Origin of the sequence: Pantoea sp. UBA5035 (genome assembly GCF_002415245.1) — a bacterium.
Classification (GTDB): Bacteria; Pseudomonadota; Gammaproteobacteria; order Enterobacterales; family Enterobacteriaceae; genus Pantoea; species Pantoea septica.
Genome location: NZ_DICD01000027.1, coordinates 117,840 through 134,988, shown reverse-complemented (window position 1 = coordinate 134,988; position 17,149 = coordinate 117,840). Strand labels below are relative to the sequence as shown.

The following is a 17,149-nucleotide window of genomic DNA, read 5'->3' as shown; positions in this document are numbered from 1 at the left end:
GCCAGCGCCTGGCTGGCACCGGCGCGCTTTTGGTTTACACTGCGTGGCACTACCGTTTACAGGGAAAGCAAGATGTTGCGATATCTGAATCAATGTTCTCGCGGTCGCGCCGCCTGGCTGCTGCTGGCGTTAACAGCGCTGGCGCTGGAGCTGACGGCGTTATGGTTCCAGCATGTGATGGGCCTGAAGCCATGCGTCATGTGCATTTATGAACGCTGCGCGCTGTTTGGCGTCATGGGCGCGGGCATCGTCGGTGCCATCGCGCCTAAATCGCCGCTGCGCTGGGCCGGGCTGGCTATCTGGATCTACAGCGCCTGGGAGGGACTGCGCCTCTCGTATGAACATACGATGATCCAGCTTCATCCCAATCCTTTTACCACCTGCGATTTCGCCGCGCGTTTTCCGACCTGGCTGCCGCTGGACAAGTGGCTGCCGTCGGTGTTCGTCGCTAGCGGGGACTGCGCCGAGCGCAGCTGGACCTTCCTGACGCTGAGCATGCCGCAGTGGATGATTGTGGTGTTCGCCGCCTATCTGATCGTGGCCATCGCAGCAGTGATTGCGCAGCCGTTGAAACCGAAACGCCGCGATATTTTCTCCCGCTAAAAAAAAGGCTGCCCTGGCAGCCTTTTTATCGCTTATCCGTTGCGGTCGGGACGATCGATAATATGGTCTTCCCAGTCGCGCACTTCGCTTTCCCGCACTGCGATATAGCGCACCGAAATACGTTGCGCGTGCATCGCCGACTTTGATCCGCTCACCAGCGGATGCCACGCCGGCAATCCTTTTCCCTCGCCCAGCAGGCGATAGGCGCAGGTGCGCGGCAGCCAGTTAAACTGCGTCAGGTTCTCACGCGTTAGCTTAATGCAGTCCTCTTCATATTCGAAGCGGCGCTCATAGTTGCGGCACTGGCAGGTTTTGATATTGAGCTGGTTGCAGGCGACGTTGGTAAAGTAAATCTCGTCGGTATCGGCGTCCTGCAGCTTATTCAGGCAGCACTGGCCGCAACCATCGCACAAGGATTCCCACTCGTCGTCGTTCATTTGATCGAGGCGTTTTGTCTGCCAGAAAGGAAGTTCACTCATGATGGCTGCGTCCGGGTTAATCACAAAACCGCACCTTATATCGGGTCAGGCGCGGCGTTGCAAGCTTTACAGCACGCGCGTGCTGATGCCGTGGCCGGCCAGCGACACTTCCAGCGTATCGCCCGAGCGCAGCGGGCCAACCCCTTCCGGCGTGCCGGTCAGTACCACATCGCCCGCGCGCAGGGTGAAATACTGGCTCATATGGGCGATAAGCGGCAGAATTTTATGGATCATATCGGACGTTCTGCCAAGCTGACGCACCTCGCCGTTCACCACCAGCTTAAGCTCGGTATCCTGCGGATCCCCTGGAAACTCCGCGGAGGGAATAAAGCCGGAGAGCGGACAGGAATTATCGAAGCCTTTCGATTTTTCCCACGGCTGGCCCGCCTTTTTGAATCCCGCCTGCAGATCGCGCAGCGTCAAATCCAGCGCCACGCCGTAACCGGCAATCGCTTTGGCCACGTGCTCCTCGCCCGCCTGCTTAAGCGTGGCGCCGATCAACACGGCCAGTTCGACCTCGTGATGCACTTCACCAAAGGCGGAGGGAAGAGAGAGCGGCTGACGCAGATCGCAGATGGCGGTTTCCGGTTTGATAAACACCACCGGCTCAGCTGGCGTGGCGCTGCCCATTTCCTTAATGTGTTTCGCATAGTTGCTGCCGACGCAGACTACTTTGTTAACCGGAAAATCCAACAAGGCGCCCTGCCAGTTACGATGCTGATACATGCTAATCCCCTGCTCTGGTTTATGTGTTGCCAGCGACGCCGGCACGTTGATGTTTGCGGTTCAGCGGATCTTTAGCCCGCTGTAACGGCCATAATAAGATGCTTTAGCAAAGATTAGTGTGCGTAAATTGTCAAAAAAGCGTGAATATATGCTGCCGAGGCGGTGAATTTATCGCCAGCAAGCGGGCAATAAAGAATAATGAACAGTAAAAGGCGCGGTAATCGCGCCATTATTTTGCTGGAAATCGTTATATATAATTATGCTGAAGAAGCAGGAAGCACTGATTATATTTACAGATGAATCTGAATTAATCTTTTTTTGCCGACTCAAGATGAACTTTCAGCAAACTTTCAACCGGCGGCGGGATTTGTAAATAATAGCCCTGATCGATAAGCGCCTGTTTAACTTTATTGATGTCGGCGTTGGCCAGACGATCGCGTCCGTCCAGCTTCAGCACCATTGCCAGCTGCGGCTTGCCGAAGCCGCGAAGCAGCTCGTCAGGCACGCGGGAGAAATCGTCCTTTTTTTCAACATAAAGATAAGTCTGGTCACGGGTCGGGCTTCGGTAGATCACACAAAACATATTTTTTACTCGAATAAACCTGGATGGTGGCTTGCCTGGAAATAACAGTAACTATAACATGCTTGCAGAACTTCGAATATTCACCGGATGGACTGAAATGATGATTTTATCGACGTTTGTTCGCCGGATGAGAAAACAGGACTGAGTGGGACAGATGTCACAAACGCCAATCGAATTCAAAGGTAGCAGTTTTACCCTGTCTGTTGTTCATCTGCACCATCCCGAACCTGAAGTGATTCGTAAGGCGCTTCAGGACAAAATCGATCAGGCGCCGGATTTCTTAAAAAACGCGCCGGTGGTACTCAACGTGGCGGCGCTTAACGGCAACGTCAACTGGAAACAGCTGCAGCAGGCGATCGCCGCGACCGGATTGCGCATCGTCGGCGTCAGCGGCTGTAAAGACGAGGCGCTGAAACGCATGATCGCCCGCGCCGGCCTGCCGGTTCTGGCGGAAGGCAAAGAGAGCGTGCGGCGCAACGAAGCGCCAGCGCCAGCGCCAGCGCCAGCGGCGCAGCCTGTCGCCCCCGCAGAGCCGGTGGCGAGCAAAACGCGCATCATCACCACGCCGGTGCGTTCCGGGCAGCAGATTTACGCGCGTAACGCCGATCTGATCGTCACCAACAGCGTGAGCGCCGGCGCCGAACTGGTCGCCGACGGCAACATTCATATTTACGGCATGATGCGAGGACGCGCGCTGGCGGGCGCCGGCGGCGATCGCAACAGCCAGATTTTCTGCACCAACCTGGCAGCAGAGTTGGTCTCCATCGCCGGCGAATACTGGATCATGGATCAAATCCCGGCGGAATTTTTTGGTAAAGCCGCGCGCCTCAGCCTCGAAGAGGGCGCGCTGACTATCCAGACACTTAATTAGGCCCCTTTTCTTCTGTTAAGGAAATCAATATTTATGGCACGCATTATTGTAGTTACATCCGGTAAAGGGGGCGTTGGCAAGACCACGTCAAGCGCGGCCATCGCCACCGGTTTAGCGCAAAAAGGCAAAAAAACGGTCGTCATCGATTTCGATATTGGCCTGCGTAACCTGGACCTGATCATGGGCTGCGAACGCCGCGTGGTTTACGACTTCGTTAACGTTATCCAGGGCGATGCCACGCTGAACCAGGCGCTGATCAAAGACAAGCGCACCGAGATGCTGCATATCCTACCCGCCTCCCAGACGCGCGATAAAGACGCGCTGACTCGCGAAGGCGTGGAAAAAGTGCTTAACGATCTGGCAGCGATGGATTTCGACTTTATCGTCTGCGACTCCCCGGCAGGCATTGAGACCGGCGCGCTGATGGCGCTCTACTTTGCCGACGAAGCGATTATCACCACCAACCCGGAAGTTTCGTCGGTGCGTGACTCCGACCGCATTCTCGGTATTATCGCCTCTAAATCTCGCCGCGCCGAAAACAGTCAGGAGCCCGTTAAAGAGCACCTGTTGCTGACCCGTTATAACCCTGGCCGCGTTAATCGTGGCGACATGCTGAGCATGGAAGACGTGCTTGAGATCCTGCGCATTCCTCTGGTGGGCGTCATCCCGGAAGACCAGTCGGTGCTGCGCGCCTCTAACCAGGGCGAACCAGTGATCCTCGACACGAATTCCGATGCCGGCAAAGCCTATGCTGATACCGTAGATCGGTTACTCGGCGAAGAACGTCCCTTCCGCTTTATTGAAGAAGAGAAGAAGGGTTTCCTGAAACGCCTGTTCGGGGGATAAACCATGGCATTACTCGATTTCTTTTTATCCCGGAAGAAGAACACTGCCAACATAGCCAAGGAAAGGCTGCAGATTATCGTGGCAGAACGCAGAAGGGGCGACAGTGAGCCCCACTATCTTCCGCAGCTTAAGCGCGACATTCTGGAAGTGATTTGCAAATATGTGAAGATCGATCCAGATATGGTCACCGTCCAGCTTGACCAGAAAGGCGATGATATCTCCATTCTGGAACTGAACGTGACGCTGCCTGAAACGGAAGAAGCGGCCAAATGACGGTGTCGGTTTCCTGATATTCCCCTGCTGTTTAGCAGGGGAATGTTTTTCTGTCAGTACTGCGCCAGAATCGCCTCAATGCGGGTTTTAAACAGATCGCCGCGCCAGCCTGCCAGCAGTTCCGGCACGCGCGTTTGCGGCTTGAGTCCCCAGTACTGGCTCAATACCTGATTGATCTGACGGCGCGACGCCAGCAGCTCCTGGCTAAAGCCGGTCTCCTCGCTCACTTCCTGCACCAGCGCCTTGATCGCCTTGAATACATTCTTATAGTGTGGATGATCCACCAGATTGCCCAGCGGCGGCGGCAGCGCCTCTTCAGGCAGCGCCTGCGCGTCGGCCACCAGCGCCACCAGGGTTTTGCCGTGGAAGCGGATTTCATGGCCTGACAGGCCAAGGTGATCCAGCTCGCCCATTGAGCCCGGCATAAAGCGCGCCACTTTCCACAGGTTCTCTTCGCGCACCACGAAGTTCACCGCCATATCTTTTTCGCGCGCCACATTCAGACGCCACGCCGCCAGCAGCTGCAGCGCCGCCAGCTGGCGCGGACGCAGCTGCCAGGCGTTGGTGATGTCGCGCCAGGCCTCCTGTGGCTGCAGGACGTCGAGACGTCGCTGGCAGAGCTGGTCGCATTCGCTGAGCGCCGCGGCCATATTGCCCGCCGCCTCGGTCAGGGTCATTAGCTGCTGCGCGATCGGCAGCAGATAGTGCACGTCCGCCGCAGCGTAGTCGCACTGACGCTGCGTCAGCGGGCGCGCCAGCCAGTCGGTGCGCGATTCGCTCTTATCCAGCGTGACCTGGGTGAAATGCGCTACCATCGCGGCAAAGCCCCACGAGAGCGGCTGGCCGCTGAAGGCCGCCAGAATCTGTGTATCGATCATCGGCTGCGGCAGCACGCCGAAACGGTGCAGAAAGACTTCGAGATCTTCGCCGCCCGCGTGCAGAAACTTTTTCACCTGCGTGTCGCTCAGCAGCGCAATAAACGGCGTCCAGTCGCTGATGGTCAGCGGATCGATCAGCACCAGCTGTTCGCCGTCGAACAGCTGAATCAGTCCCAGCTGGGGATAATAGGTGCGGGTGCGGACGAATTCGGTGTCGAGCGCGACGGCCGCATGCTGGCGGGCCTTCTGGCAGACAACGGCCAGCTGCTCATTTTGGTCGATCAGGGAATAATTCAAATCTCGTTTTCACCGCGACAGACTGCGCGCGGCGCTCCATCTCATCATCAATAAAAACGCCGGGCTTCGCCGGCGTTCAACCAGAAATCTTGCCTGACGTCAGCTTGCGCTGGGTCGGGCCTCATCACGCAGTTCGCGCCGCAGGATTTTCCCTACGTTGCTTTTCGGCAACTCGTCGCGGAACTCGATAATTTTCGGGACCTTATAGCCCGTCAGCTGACGCCGACAGTGGTCGAGCAGCTCTTCTTTGGTCAGCGACGCCTCTTTCTTCACGATGCAGACTTTAACCGCTTCGCCCGAGAGATCGCTCGGCACGCCGATCGCCGCCGCTTCCCGCACTTTGGGATGCTGCATCAAGACATCTTCAATCTCATTGGGATAGACGTTAAAACCTGAGACGAGGATCATATCTTTTTTGCGGTCCACGATGCGGATAAAGCCTTGCGGGTCAACGGTAACAATATCGCCGCTGAGGAGCCAGCCATTTTTCAGTACCTCTTCCGTGGCGTCCGGCCGCTGCCAGTAGCCCGCCATCACCTGCGGGCCGCGGATCCAGAGCTCGCCCGGCGCGCCAGGTTCGACATCGTTGCCCTGATCGTCCACCACGCGCACGTCGGTCGAAGGCACCGGCAAACCGATACTGCCGGTATGTTCGGTAATGTCATAGGGGTTAACCGACACCAGCGGCGAACACTCCGTCAGGCCATATCCTTCCAGCAGATAGTGGCCGGTGAGCTTTTCCCAGCGCTCCGCCACCGCTTTCTGCACCGCCATGCCGCCGCCCGCCGAAAGGCGCAGCGTGGAAAAGTCGAGTTTATTAAACTGCGCGTCGTTGAGCAGCGCGTTAAACAGCGTGTTGACGCCGGTAATCGCCGTGAAGGGAAACTTCGACAGCGACTTTACAAAGCCGGGTATATCGCGCGGATTGGTGATCAGCAGGTTCTGACCGCCCAGTTCGAGAAACAGCAGGCAGTTCACCGTTAGCGCGAAAATATGGTAGAGCGGTAGCGCGGTCACCACATTCTCTTTGCCGTCGCGCAGCAGTTTGCCGTAGGTCGCTTTGGTCTGTTCGAGGTTGGCCTGCATGTTGCGGTGGGTCAGCATTGCCCCTTTGGCGATGCCGGTGGTACCGCCGGTGTACTGCAAAAACGCCAGATCGTCATTGGCGACGCTGGGACGCTGATAGGCGAGCGCTTCGCCCTGCTGCAGCGCATGACGAAAGCTCACCGCGCCGGGCAGATGGTATTTCGGCACCATCTTTTTGATATATTTCACGACGAAGTTCACCAGCGTAGCCTTTACCGGCCTGAGCTGGTCGCCGAGGCGCGTCAGGATAACGTGCTTCACCGCCGTTTCCGCCACCACCTTCTCCAGCGTATGCGCGAAGTTCGAGACGATAACGATGGCGCTGGCGCCGCTGTCGTTGAGCTGGTGCTTGAGCTCGCGCGGCGTATAGAGCGGATTAACGTTGACCACCACCATGCCGGCGCGCAGCACGCCGAACAGCGCCACCGGATACTGCAGCAGATTCGGCATCATCAGCGCGACGCGATCGCCTTTTTTCAGGCCCAGCCCGGACTGCAGGTAAGCGGCGAACGCGCGGCTCTTTTGTTCCAGCTGCCGATAGCTCAGCGGCTGCCCCATATTGATAAAGGCGGTTTGATCGGCGTAGCGCTGTGTAGCCTGTTCAACTAAATCGACCAAAGAGGTATAACGATCCGCGTTAATTTCGGCGGGCACATCTGCCGGATAGCGTTTCAGCCAGACCTTATTCAAGGGTTCACCTCGATTTATATGTTGTTGTTCCATTGCACCCTCAACACCCAGCCAATTAACAATATTTTAACTCATTGTACCAGTTTGCCGGATTCGGCCTGCTGAGGTTGCGAAGCGCATCACTAATTTTCATCCCGCTTTTCAGCGGCAATAAAAAGCCCGGTCGCGGCAGGCGCGGCCGGGCCTGAAATCTTGCCTAAAACGCTTATTCCGTCAGAATCGTTTCCACCTGCGCGGGACCGCTGTTCATGCCCCAGTAAGGATTGGGTCCCCAGTAGCCGGGATGACGACGCGACGGGCCGTACCAGATCCAGGGATCGATCGGCTGCGGCGGCGTGTTGATCTGCTGCGTCAGATGCCAGCGCTGATAGCCGCGCACATCGACCACGACAAAGTTGTAGCTGGCCGCGCCGATGGTGCCCTTCTCCGTTCCCTTGATAGTGCCCAGTACGGTTACGTACTGGTTATTCACGTCGGTGGGATCGACGAAGTTATTGATATCGGCATAAATACGCCCGACGGAAGCGGCACCTAAACGCGGACGCGCGCTGTCGTCCAGCGGCTGCGTGGCGATCTCCAGTCGGGTTTTGCCGTTAAGGTTGGTCACCTTCACCACTTTGCCGCCGAAGCGGGACTCCTGACCGACATAGAGCGACGGATCGTTCATGACGCGAACCAGATCCTGCTGGGGAAGCTCGGAACTTCCTTTAATCGCATCCGGCACCGTGACGCACCCGCTGAGCAGCAGCGCGCAGGCTAACAAAACACCGGACATTCCTTTATGACATACTGACATAAGCATTCTCCTAAAAGATGTTTGTTAGACTGGCGCTGTCGCAATAAGTTGCGCCGCAGGTTCTCAGCGACCCGGCAATTTTTTCCACGCCACTTCGTTACGCAAATAGGTCGGTTCGGCGTGCTCAGGCTGAACGGTTGCGCCGCGCTGCCATGCCTGCTGCGCCAGCGGCAGCATATCTTCCGCTGCAGGCAGTTCGACGCCGCTCTCTCTGAGGGTTAAAGCGTGGCCCTGCTGCAGCTGCGGCCAGGCCTGCCAGCCGGTGCCGGCGGTAAACCACTCGCCTTCCAGCGCCTGCATGCGCGCCAGCGCCGCATCCGGCGACAGCACGCTTTCACTTGCTTCACCCTGCCAGACGCCGTCTTCGTCGCGCTGATATTCGGCCCAGTAAACCTCGCCCATGCGCGCGTCGATCGCCGCCAGCACGCGCGTCGCGCCCTGCTGGCGATACGCGCCCTGCGCCAGCGTCGCCAGCGTCGAGATGCCGATCATCGGCAGCATGGCGCCGAGCGCGAGGCCCTGCGCGATGCCGATGCCGATGCGCACGCCGGTAAAGCTGCCGGGACCGCGGCCGAACGCCAGCGCGTCGAGCGCCGTCAGCTCCAGCTGCTGCGCCTGCAGCAGCGCTTCGATCAGCGGCAGAATACGCTGCGTATGGTCGCGCGGCGCGATTTCAAAACGGGCATCGATCTGCTGCTGATTAAGCAGCGCGGCTGAACAGGCTTCTGTCGCAGTGTCCAGCGCCAGGATTCGGGAAGACATAACAACCTCGGGTCATCTAAAACGGCGCGCATGTTAGCACAGCCAAAGGAAAATTACTGTTTCGCTTGCTGCGTGAAGGCGATGGCGCGCGCCAGATCGCGAGTGCGCGGCGTCGGCGGCAGGCTGTTGAGAAACAGCGCGCCGTAGGGACGCGACACCAGCCGCTGATCGCAAATCACCAGCACGCCGCGATCGTCCGTGTCGCGGATCAGACGCCCTACGCCCTGCTTCAGGGTAATCACCGCGTCCGGCAGCTGCACGTCGCTAAAGGGATCGCCGCCGCGCAGGCGACAATCTTCCATACGCGCCTTCAGCAGCGGATCTTCCGGCGAGGTAAAGGGCAGCTTGTCGATAATCACCAGCGACAGCGCATCGCCGCGCACGTCGACGCCCTCCCAGAAGCTGCTGGTTGCCACCAGCAGCGCGTTGCCCGCCTCGATAAACTGGCGCAGCAGCTGGCCTTTGCTGGTTTCGCCCTGCACCAGCACCGGCAGCGTCATGCTGGCGCGAAACTCCGCCGCCAGTTCGCGCATCATCAGGTGCGAGGTACAGAGAAAGAAGCAGCGTCCTTTATTGGCGTCGATCAGCGGCTTCATCATGCGCGCCAGCTGACGCGCGCCGCCGGGGCGGTTCGGCTCCGGCAGATTGCGCGGCACGCAGAGCAGCGCCTGACGGCTGAAGTCGAACGGGCTGTTGAGGATCAGGGTCTTTGCGCTGCTGACCCCCAGACGGTCGGCGAAATGGTGCATCTCTTCATTGACCGCCAGCGTCGCGGAGGTGAATATCCACGCCGCCTTGCGCGCGTCCATCACTTCGCGGAAGCGTTCCGAGACCGAGAGCGGCGTCAGGGCGAGGATAAAATGGCGCGAGGTGCACTCGTACCAGTAGCTGTAGCCGGGCTCGTTGATGGCGCGCAGCCGCTTGAGGCGTCCACGGTAGAGCGCGGCGCGCTCGAAGGCCGCGTCCAGCAGCGCCGAGCGTCCCAGCGACATTTTTATGACGTCGTAGCAAAGCTCAAGCGCGTCGTCGAGCAGCGTAAACATGCGCTGCACGTTGTTGTCGGCGAAAAGTTCGCGCAGATTGCCGCGGTAGCCCGGATCGCCCAGCGTCAGGCGAAAATCCTGCGCGCACTGCGCCAGGCGGTCCGCCGACTTCTGCAGCTGCTGCACGTCGCGCACTTCGGTGCGGTAGGCAATATTGATGTCTTTCGCCAGGTCGAGCAGCTGACGGCTGGAGAGCTGCTGGCCGAAGTACTGGCTGGCGATATCGGGGATCTGGTGTGCCTCATCGAAGATCATCACGTCCGCTTCCGGGATCAGCTCCGCGAAGCCGCTCTCTTTGACCACCAGATCGGCGAGAAACAGATGGTGGTTAACCACCACCACGTCGGCATCCATCGCGCGTTTGCGCGCTTTGACCACAAAGCAATCTTTGTAGAGCGGACAGTCGCTGCCGAGGCAGTTATCGTTGGTGCTGGTCACCAGCGGCCAGATGGGGCTGTCTTCGGTGACGCCGCCGCAGCTGCTGATATCGCCGTCAACGGTTTGCGACGACCAGCCGCGCAGCGTGACCAGATCGCCCAGCGCCTGGGCGTTAAGATCGCCGCCCGCCATCGACTGCTGCTCCAGCCGCTCCAGACAGAGGTAGTTAGAGCGTCCTTTCAGCAAGGCGGTTTTACCGGTGAAATTTAACGCCTTCGCGATGGTCGGCAGATCGCGGCCGTAAAGCTGATCCTGCAGCGCCTTCGAGCCGGTTGAAACAATCACTTTTTTTCCGGCGCGCAGCGCAGGCGCCAGATAGGCGTAGGTTTTCCCCGTGCCCGTTCCCGCCTCAACTACCAGTTCGCCGCCGGCCTTCACGGCCTCTTCTACTGCCTGCGCCATTTCACGCTGCGCCTCGCGCGGCTTAAAGCCGGCAATCGCCTGCGCCAGCGCGCCATCTACTGCAAAATCGTCCGCCACACTTCCTCACCCGTTTCGGCAAAAACACTGTAATTATGTCAGTATTCCGCCGGCCGCTCCACAACTGATGACAGCGGCCCCTGGACTATGCCAGGCTATCAACTGGAAAAGTAAGGAGAAACAATGACCATTACCCGTATCGATCCCGAACACCGCATGTCGGAAGCCGTTATCCACGATCAGACGGTTTATTACACCAGCGTGCCGGAAAACCTCGACGCCGACGCCGAGGCGCAGACCGCCAACGCCCTGGCGGTGATTGACGCCCTGCTGACGCGCGTCGGTTCGGACAAGAGCAAGATCCTCGACGCCACGATTTTTCTGGTGGAAAAAAGCGATTTCGCGGCGATGAACCGCGCCTGGGACGCGTGGGTGTCGCCCGGCAACGCGCCGGTGCGCTGCACCGTTCAGGCCGGGCTGATGAATCCGAAGTATAAAGTAGAGATCAAAATCGTCGCGGCGCTATAGGCTGCCGCGCCGGACGCTACTCTTCATCCTCGTCATCTTCGAAGCGCGCCAGGATCCGCTCGCCCGTATGGGTCTGGCGGATCTCCTGCGCGACCTGAGTAATCGCCTCTCCGCTGGACATGCCGCCAGCCATCAGCTCCTGAATACGCTCCACCGCCTGCTGCTGCTGCTCGTGGGAGAGTGCCGGTAAACCCTTAAACATCATTCACTCCTGTTGCGAGGCGGGCACGGTTCCGTGCGGAACAAACAGGTGCCAGCCGGGAAAAAATATGTCAGGCTAACGCCCTCATCGATGTCTGATTTTTGCCGAAAAATGGTCTCAACGCTCAGTCTACACTATACGCAGGATGCGCTCAGCGCGCATTTCGCCAGGATTTCGCATCTTCCCTGGGCGATGCTGCTCACCTCAGGTCATGCCGATCATGCGGATAACCGCTTCGATATGCTGACCGCCGATCCGCGCGCCACGCTGGTGACCCACGACGACCTGACAGCGATTAGCGCAGACGGCGCCGTCAGCCAGCGCGCTGAGGATCCGCTGCTGCTGGTGCAGCGGCAGTGCGAGGCGCTGGGCGCGCTTCCCGATCGCCGTGACGACCTGCCGTTTCAGGGCGGCGCGCTCGGTCTGTTCGGCTACGATCTCGGCCGCCGCTTCGAGCGCCTGCCGCAGCAGGCAGCGGACGATCTGACCACGCCCGATATGGCGATCGGCATCTACGACTGGGCGCTGATCGCCGACCACCATCTGCAGCGCCTGACGCTGGTGTCGCTGGGAGATGCGCAGGCGCGGCTGCGCTGGCTGCTCCAGTGGCCGCCGCGCGAGGCGGCGCCCTTCTTGCTCACCAGCGGCTGGCAATCTAACCTGAGCTACCGCGACTACGCCGAACGTTTTCACGCGGTGCAGGCCTATATTCAGGCGGGCGACTGTTATCAGGTCAATCTGGCGCAGCGCTTCCAGGCGCGCTATCAGGGCGATGAGTGGCAGGCGTTTTGCCGCCTCAACGCCGCTAACCGCGCCCCTTTCAGCGCTTTTCTACGCCTGCCCGACAGCGCCATCCTCAGCCTGTCGCCGGAGCGTTTTTTATCGCTGAAGGGTGATGAGATCGAAACCCGGCCGATTAAGGGCACGCGGCCGCGCGCGGCCGATCCCGACCTCGATCGTCGTGAAGCGCTGGCGCTGGCGCAGTCGGAAAAGGATCGCGCCGAGAATCTGATGATTGTCGATCTGTTGCGCAACGATATCGGCCGCGTCGCCGTGCCAGGCTCCGTCAGCGTGCCGGCGCTGTTCGAGGTCGAGCCTTTTCCGGCGGTGCACCATCTGGTCAGCACCATACGGGCGCGCCTGCCCGCCTCGCTGCACGCCAGCGATCTGCTGCGCGCCTGTTTTCCCGGCGGCTCGATTACCGGCGCGCCCAAAATCCGCGCGATGGAGATTATCGACGAGCTGGAGCCGCATCGCCGCAACGCCTGGTGCGGCAGCATCGGCTATCTCAGCCTGTGCGGACGCATGGACACCAGCATCGCCATCCGCACGCTGATCGCCGAACGGCAGCAGCTGTTCTGCGCGGCAGGCGGCGGCGTGGTCGCTGACAGCGAGCTGGATGCCGAATATCAGGAAACGCTACACAAAGTCAGCCGCATTTTGCCTGCGCTGTCTGGAGACGACCAATGAAGCCGCTTACGCTCGACGCCTTTATTACCCGCTTTATGCTGCATCAGCCGGAAAAGTCCCAGCAGCGTCCCGCTGGTCGCCAGGCCGCGGTGCTGGTGCCGATCGTCGCGCGCGACGCGCCGGGCCTGCTGCTGACGCGCCGTTCGCGCGAGCTGCGTAAGCACGCCGGTCAGGTCGCCTTTCCCGGCGGCATGCAGGACGACGACGACGCCTCGCTGGTGGCGACCGCGCTGCGCGAGGCGCAGGAAGAGGTGGGCATCGATCCTGGCGAAGTAAAGGTTATCGGCCAGCTCGCCCCCGTTACCAGCAGTACCGGCTTTCGCGTGACGCCGGTGGTCGGCATCATTTCGCCGCAGATTGCGCTGCACATCAATCCCGACGAGGTGGAAAGCGCCTTCGAGATGCCGCTGGAAGAGGCGCTGCGGCTTAACCGCTACGCTTCGCTGGAGGTGCAGCATGCCGGCCTGCGTCATCCGGTCTGGCTCTCGGTCTATGAGGAGTATCTGGTATGGGGCATGACGGCCGGCATAATCCGTTCTCTGAGCCAGCAAATTGCGTTCTGACCCCCGCTTCGTTCTCTTTTATCCTTCATAAACAATCTGTTGCGCTCTACTGCGCAGCATAACTATTTCTCGCCTGAACGATTAGTTTATTTCATGCGAAAAGGCGTTCGTTTACCCGGGTCGACGATTACTATTAGCGCCATAAACTGCCCCGGCAGAGATAAAAATTATTTGTGAGGAGTGTCGCCTGTGATTAGCGTTTTTGACATGTTCAAAGTGGGCATTGGCCCGTCGAGTTCCCATACCGTGGGGCCGATGAAAGCAGGCAAGGAGTTTGTCGACCTGCTGGTTGAACAGGGAAAACTTCAGGAGGTGACGCGCGTCGCCGTCGACGTTTACGGCTCGCTCTCGCTAACCGGCAAGGGCCACCACACCGATATCGCCATTATTATGGGGCTGGCGGGCGCCTCCCCGGCCACGGTGGATATCGACAGCATTCCCGCCTTTATTAAAGATGTCGAGCAGCGCGAACGGCTGCTGCTGGCCAACGGCGCGCATGAGGTAGACTTCCCGCGCGAAGGCGGCATGGTGTTCCGCAGCGAGAATCTGTCGCTGCATGAAAACGGCATGCGCCTGCTCGCCTTTGCGGGCGATCTGCTGATTTTAAGCAAAACCTACTATTCGGTCGGCGGCGGCTTTATCGTCGATGAAGAGCATTTCGGCCAGTCGGCGCTGGATGAAGTGAGCGTGCCTTGGCCTTTCCACTCGGCGAAAGAGCTGCTGGCGCACTGTCGCGAAACCGGCCTGTCGCTCTCTGGTCTGGTGATGAAGAACGAACTGGCGCTGCACTCGCGCGACGAGATCCGCGACTACTTTACCGATGTCTGGCAGACGATGCAGGCCTGTATCGATCGCGGGCTGAATACCGAAGGCGTGCTGCCGGGTCCGCTGCGCGTGCCGCGCCGTGCCGCCTCGCTGCGCCGTCTGCTGACCTCGTCGTCCAAACACTCCAACGATCCGATGAACGTCATCGACTGGATCAATATGTTCGCGCTGGCGGTCAACGAAGAGAACGCCGCCGGCGGCCGCGTCGTTACTGCGCCGACCAACGGCGCCTGCGGCATCGTTCCGGCGGTGCTCGCCTATTACGATCACTTTATCGAACCCGTGACGCCCGATATTTTCACCCGCTATTTCCTCGCGTCGGGCGCCATCGGCATCCTGTATAAAATGAACGCCTCGATTTCCGGCGCGGAGGTGGGCTGTCAGGGCGAAGTGGGCGTGGCCTGTTCCATGGCGGCCGCCGGCCTGACCGAACTGCTGGGCGGCAGCCCGGAACAGGTCTGCGTCGCGGCCGAGATCGGCATGGAGCATAACCTCGGCCTGACCTGCGACCCGGTGGCGGGCCAGGTGCAGGTGCCCTGCATCGAGCGCAACGCCATCGCCTCGGTAAAGGCGATCAACGCCGCCCGCATGGCGCTGCGCCGCACCAGCGAGCCGCGCGTTTCGCTGGATAAGGTTATCGAAACCATGTATGAAACCGGCAAAGATATGAACGCCAAATATCGCGAGACCTCGCGCGGCGGCCTGGCGATAAAAGTTCAGTGCGACTAATGTCCCGCCGTCGGTTGTTTTTCGCGCAGTCATCATGAATTGCGCGTCTGGCCCTACCTCATCGCTCTGATTAACGATAGAGTAATGATTCGCGCGACCTTCTCAGGTCGCGCGGTTATTTCAGTACCGCTTTTTTTATCAAGCATGGCTAAACCTTATTTGCGCCTTGCCGATAATCTCCCCGTTATCCTGCTTTAATTTAGTGTGTGGAAGGTGGTTACTGATGCTTTTGGCCCAGCAATATGTTGGACAGTTTCGCCGTAAGCGACTCTTTATCGCGTTGGTGATCGCCGCTGTGGTTTTAATATTGACGCTGGCTTTGCGCTTTTTTGAAGAGAAATCGCGTATCGAAAAGCAGTCGCTCAATTTCGCTGACAACGCCATTCAGCGCTTCGACCGCATGTTTTCGCCGCTCGACGTTTCGGCGAATAATACGCTGGGGCTGGTCGGCGTGCCCTGCCAGGATGTGCGCTTCCCGCTTATTGAGAAAATTTCCGCGCTGCAAACCGTACGCGCCATGCTGCTGGTGGAAAACGACACCATTTATTGCTCCAGCATTTACGGACCGCGCGCCATACCTTTTAGTCAGACCTATCCCGAGCTGGCGATTAATAATCAGCGCATGATGCTGACGACCGACAATTACCTGCTGAAGGGTTCACCGATCCTGCTGCTGTGGACGCCTAAGTCGCTCGATAACCGCTCCGGCATTTTGCAGGCGATTAATATCGAGCTGATGAGCACCTATCTGCTGGAGCCGCAGCGTCCCTGGGTAGAGCGCGCTATTTTCAGCGTCGGCGGCGAGAGTCTGGAATACGGCAATCCGCTGATTGAGCCGACGATGCCGTCAGAGGATGAGGTCAGCTACGATCAGGGTTCGCTGCGCTATCCTTTTTCCATTACGCTCTATGGTCCACCGCCGGCGCGCCTGGCGATGGCGTCGCTGCCGTCGCAGCTGCCGCTGGCGCTGCTGCTGAGCCTGCTGATCGGCTATATCGTCTGGCTGGCGACGGCGAACCGCATGAGCCTGAGCTGGCAGATCAGCTATGGCATTACCGCCAATGAATTTATGGTCTACTGCCAGCCGCTGATTAACGCCCAGAGCGGCGAGTGGGACGGCATCGAACTGCTGCTGCGCTGGCATAACGCGCGCCAGGGCTGGATCCCGCCGGATGTGTTTATTCCGCTGGCCGAGCGGCAAAATCTTATCGCGCCGCTGACGCGCTTTGTGATCGACAAAGCGGTGGCGCAGCTGCCGAATCTGCCGCGCTGTCCGTCGTTTCATATCGCCATTAACGTGGCCGCCAGCCACTTTCGCGATCGCGCCATCGTCGAGGATCTGCAACAGCTGTGGTGGCCGGCGAATCCGCTGCCGAAGCTGGTGGTGGAGCTGACGGAGCGCGACGCATTGCCGGTGGTGGATCAGAAGGTGATTTCGCAGCTGCACAGCATCGGCGTGCGCCTGGCTATCGATGACTTCGGCACCGGACACAGCTCGCTCTCCTATCTGAAGGATTTACAGCCCGACGTGCTGAAGATCGACAAGATTTTCACCGCGGCGATCGGCACCGACGCCATTAACGCCACGGTGACTGATATGGTGATTTCGCTGGCGCAGCGTTTAAACATTAGCCTGGTGGCCGAGGGGGTCGAAACCGCCGAGCAGGCCGCCTATTTGCGCGAGCGCGGGGTAGATCTGCTGCAGGGTTATTTCTACGCGCGGCCGATGCCGATTGAAGATTTTCCCGCCTGGCTGACGCAGCATCAGGCGCAGCTGACCCCGTAAAAAACGGCGCATATGCGCCGTTTAGCTTGCCTGTAAGAGCGGATGCCTGCGTGGATGAGGGGGCCGGATCGCAAAGTCGCTTTACGCATCCTTGCTCGCTCGGCCCGCAGATACGCACCTCTTCCCTGAGGTGCGCCCGTAAACGGGCCAACGCACCGCGTTGTTCAAAAACGCTCCCGGCGTTTTTGTCCCTGTTGCGGGACGCTTTGCTCTGCGGCCCCTCTCACCCACGCGTTGAACAGCATCATCGTCTGT

The 17,149-nt window shown here is 59.3% G+C and carries 18 protein-coding genes; 9 read left to right on the top strand and 9 right to left on the bottom strand.

The annotated features are described in order from the left end of the window. Positions 1–72: 72 nt before the first annotated feature. Positions 73–603 (top strand): disulfide bond formation protein DsbB, encoded by a 531-nt coding sequence (gene dsbB / locus B3229_RS17375; protein ID WP_286872815.1) that lies wholly within the window; start codon positions 73–75, stop codon positions 601–603. A gap of 32 nt (positions 604–635) precedes the next feature. On the opposite strand, the gene B3229_RS17370 is transcribed toward dsbB, so the two are convergent. The 3 genes from B3229_RS17370 to B3229_RS17360 all read right to left on the bottom strand — a co-directional run bounded on the left by B3229_RS17370 (position 636) and on the right by B3229_RS17360 (position 2,391). Continuing rightward, on the bottom strand, positions 636–1,082 hold the full coding sequence (locus B3229_RS17370; RefSeq protein WP_033747936.1) for a YcgN family cysteine cluster protein: 447 nt from the start codon (positions 1,080–1,082) through the stop codon (positions 636–638). 66 nt (positions 1,083–1,148) lie between these two features. Continuing rightward, complete coding sequence (locus B3229_RS17365; protein WP_033746640.1) at positions 1,149–1,808, bottom strand: fumarylacetoacetate hydrolase family protein; 660 nt, start codon at positions 1,806–1,808, stop codon at positions 1,149–1,151. 307 nt (positions 1,809–2,115) lie between these two features. Then, positions 2,116–2,391 (bottom strand): YcgL domain-containing protein, encoded by a 276-nt coding sequence (locus tag B3229_RS17360; protein ID WP_033746638.1) that lies wholly within the window; start codon positions 2,389–2,391, stop codon positions 2,116–2,118. Between the two features lie 154 nt (positions 2,392–2,545). Between B3229_RS17360 and minC the strand changes: the two genes are divergently transcribed. The 3 genes from minC to minE are packed head-to-tail and all read left to right on the top strand — an operon-like array spanning position 2,546 to position 4,381. Continuing rightward, positions 2,546–3,262, top strand: coding sequence for a septum site-determining protein MinC (minC, locus tag B3229_RS17355; protein ID WP_286872808.1), 717 nt, complete (start codon positions 2,546–2,548; stop codon positions 3,260–3,262). Positions 3,263–3,295: 33 nt separating this feature from the next. Next, the gene (minD, locus tag B3229_RS17350; RefSeq protein ID WP_033746633.1) at positions 3,296–4,108 is read left to right on the top strand and encodes a septum site-determining protein MinD; all 813 of its coding nucleotides are present in this window, start codon (positions 3,296–3,298) and stop codon (positions 4,106–4,108) included. Positions 4,109–4,111: 3 nt separating this feature from the next. Beyond that, complete coding sequence (gene minE / locus B3229_RS17345; protein ID WP_033746630.1) at positions 4,112–4,381, top strand: cell division topological specificity factor MinE; 270 nt, start codon at positions 4,112–4,114, stop codon at positions 4,379–4,381. Between the two features lie 53 nt (positions 4,382–4,434). Here the strand turns inward: minE and rnd are convergent, their stop codons facing one another. From rnd to B3229_RS17320, 5 genes are all read right to left on the bottom strand, one after another. Then, on the bottom strand, positions 4,435–5,556 hold the full coding sequence (gene rnd / locus B3229_RS17340) for a ribonuclease D (protein ID WP_048784512.1): 1,122 nt from the start codon (positions 5,554–5,556) through the stop codon (positions 4,435–4,437). Between the two features lie 99 nt (positions 5,557–5,655). Next, positions 5,656–7,332, bottom strand: a complete 1,677-nt coding sequence (fadD, locus tag B3229_RS17335) for a long-chain-fatty-acid--CoA ligase FadD (protein WP_286872803.1) — start codon at positions 7,330–7,332, stop codon at positions 5,656–5,658. A 205-nt stretch (positions 7,333–7,537) separates the two neighbouring features. After that, positions 7,538–8,128, bottom strand: a complete 591-nt coding sequence (locus tag B3229_RS17330; RefSeq protein ID WP_048784510.1) for a Slp family lipoprotein — start codon at positions 8,126–8,128, stop codon at positions 7,538–7,540. Between the two features lie 63 nt (positions 8,129–8,191). Further along, a complete protein-coding gene (gene tsaB / locus B3229_RS17325; RefSeq protein WP_048784509.1) occupies positions 8,192–8,890 on the bottom strand; it encodes a tRNA (adenosine(37)-N6)-threonylcarbamoyltransferase complex dimerization subunit type 1 TsaB in 699 nt (232 codons plus the stop codon). A 53-nt stretch (positions 8,891–8,943) separates the two neighbouring features. Continuing rightward, positions 8,944–10,851: an ATP-dependent DNA helicase gene (locus B3229_RS17320; RefSeq protein WP_048784508.1), complete on the bottom strand. Its 1,908-nt coding sequence runs from the start codon at positions 10,849–10,851 to the stop codon at positions 8,944–8,946. A gap of 123 nt (positions 10,852–10,974) precedes the next feature. Here B3229_RS17320 and B3229_RS17315 point away from each other — a divergent pair, with 123 nt between their 5' ends. Further along, positions 10,975–11,319, top strand: coding sequence for a RidA family protein (locus B3229_RS17315; protein ID WP_033746617.1), 345 nt, complete (start codon positions 10,975–10,977; stop codon positions 11,317–11,319). A gap of 16 nt (positions 11,320–11,335) precedes the next feature. On the opposite strand, the gene B3229_RS17310 is transcribed toward B3229_RS17315, so the two are convergent. After that, positions 11,336–11,521 carry a YoaH family protein gene (locus tag B3229_RS17310; protein ID WP_048784507.1) on the bottom strand — a complete coding sequence of 62 codons (186 nt, stop codon included), beginning with the start codon at positions 11,519–11,521 and terminating at the stop codon, positions 11,336–11,338. Between the two features lie 90 nt (positions 11,522–11,611). On the opposite strand from B3229_RS17310, the gene pabB reads away from it, so the two are divergent. The 4 genes from pabB to B3229_RS17290 all read left to right on the top strand — a co-directional run bounded on the left by pabB (position 11,612) and on the right by B3229_RS17290 (position 16,894). Further along, positions 11,612–12,991, top strand: coding sequence for an aminodeoxychorismate synthase component 1 (gene pabB / locus B3229_RS17305; RefSeq protein ID WP_239670413.1), 1,380 nt, complete (start codon positions 11,612–11,614; stop codon positions 12,989–12,991). After that, positions 12,988–13,554 (top strand): CoA pyrophosphatase, encoded by a 567-nt coding sequence (locus tag B3229_RS17300; protein ID WP_286872795.1) that lies wholly within the window; start codon positions 12,988–12,990, stop codon positions 13,552–13,554. The genes pabB and B3229_RS17300 overlap by 4 nt, the downstream gene beginning before the upstream one ends. Before the next feature lie 189 nt (positions 13,555–13,743). After that, positions 13,744–15,108 (top strand): L-serine ammonia-lyase, encoded by a 1,365-nt coding sequence (gene sdaA / locus B3229_RS17295; RefSeq protein WP_286872792.1) that lies wholly within the window; start codon positions 13,744–13,746, stop codon positions 15,106–15,108. Positions 15,109–15,331: 223 nt separating this feature from the next. Beyond that, the gene (locus B3229_RS17290; RefSeq protein ID WP_286872789.1) at positions 15,332–16,894 is read left to right on the top strand and encodes an EAL domain-containing protein; all 1,563 of its coding nucleotides are present in this window, start codon (positions 15,332–15,334) and stop codon (positions 16,892–16,894) included. The last annotated feature ends 255 nt before the right edge of the window (positions 16,895–17,149 follow it).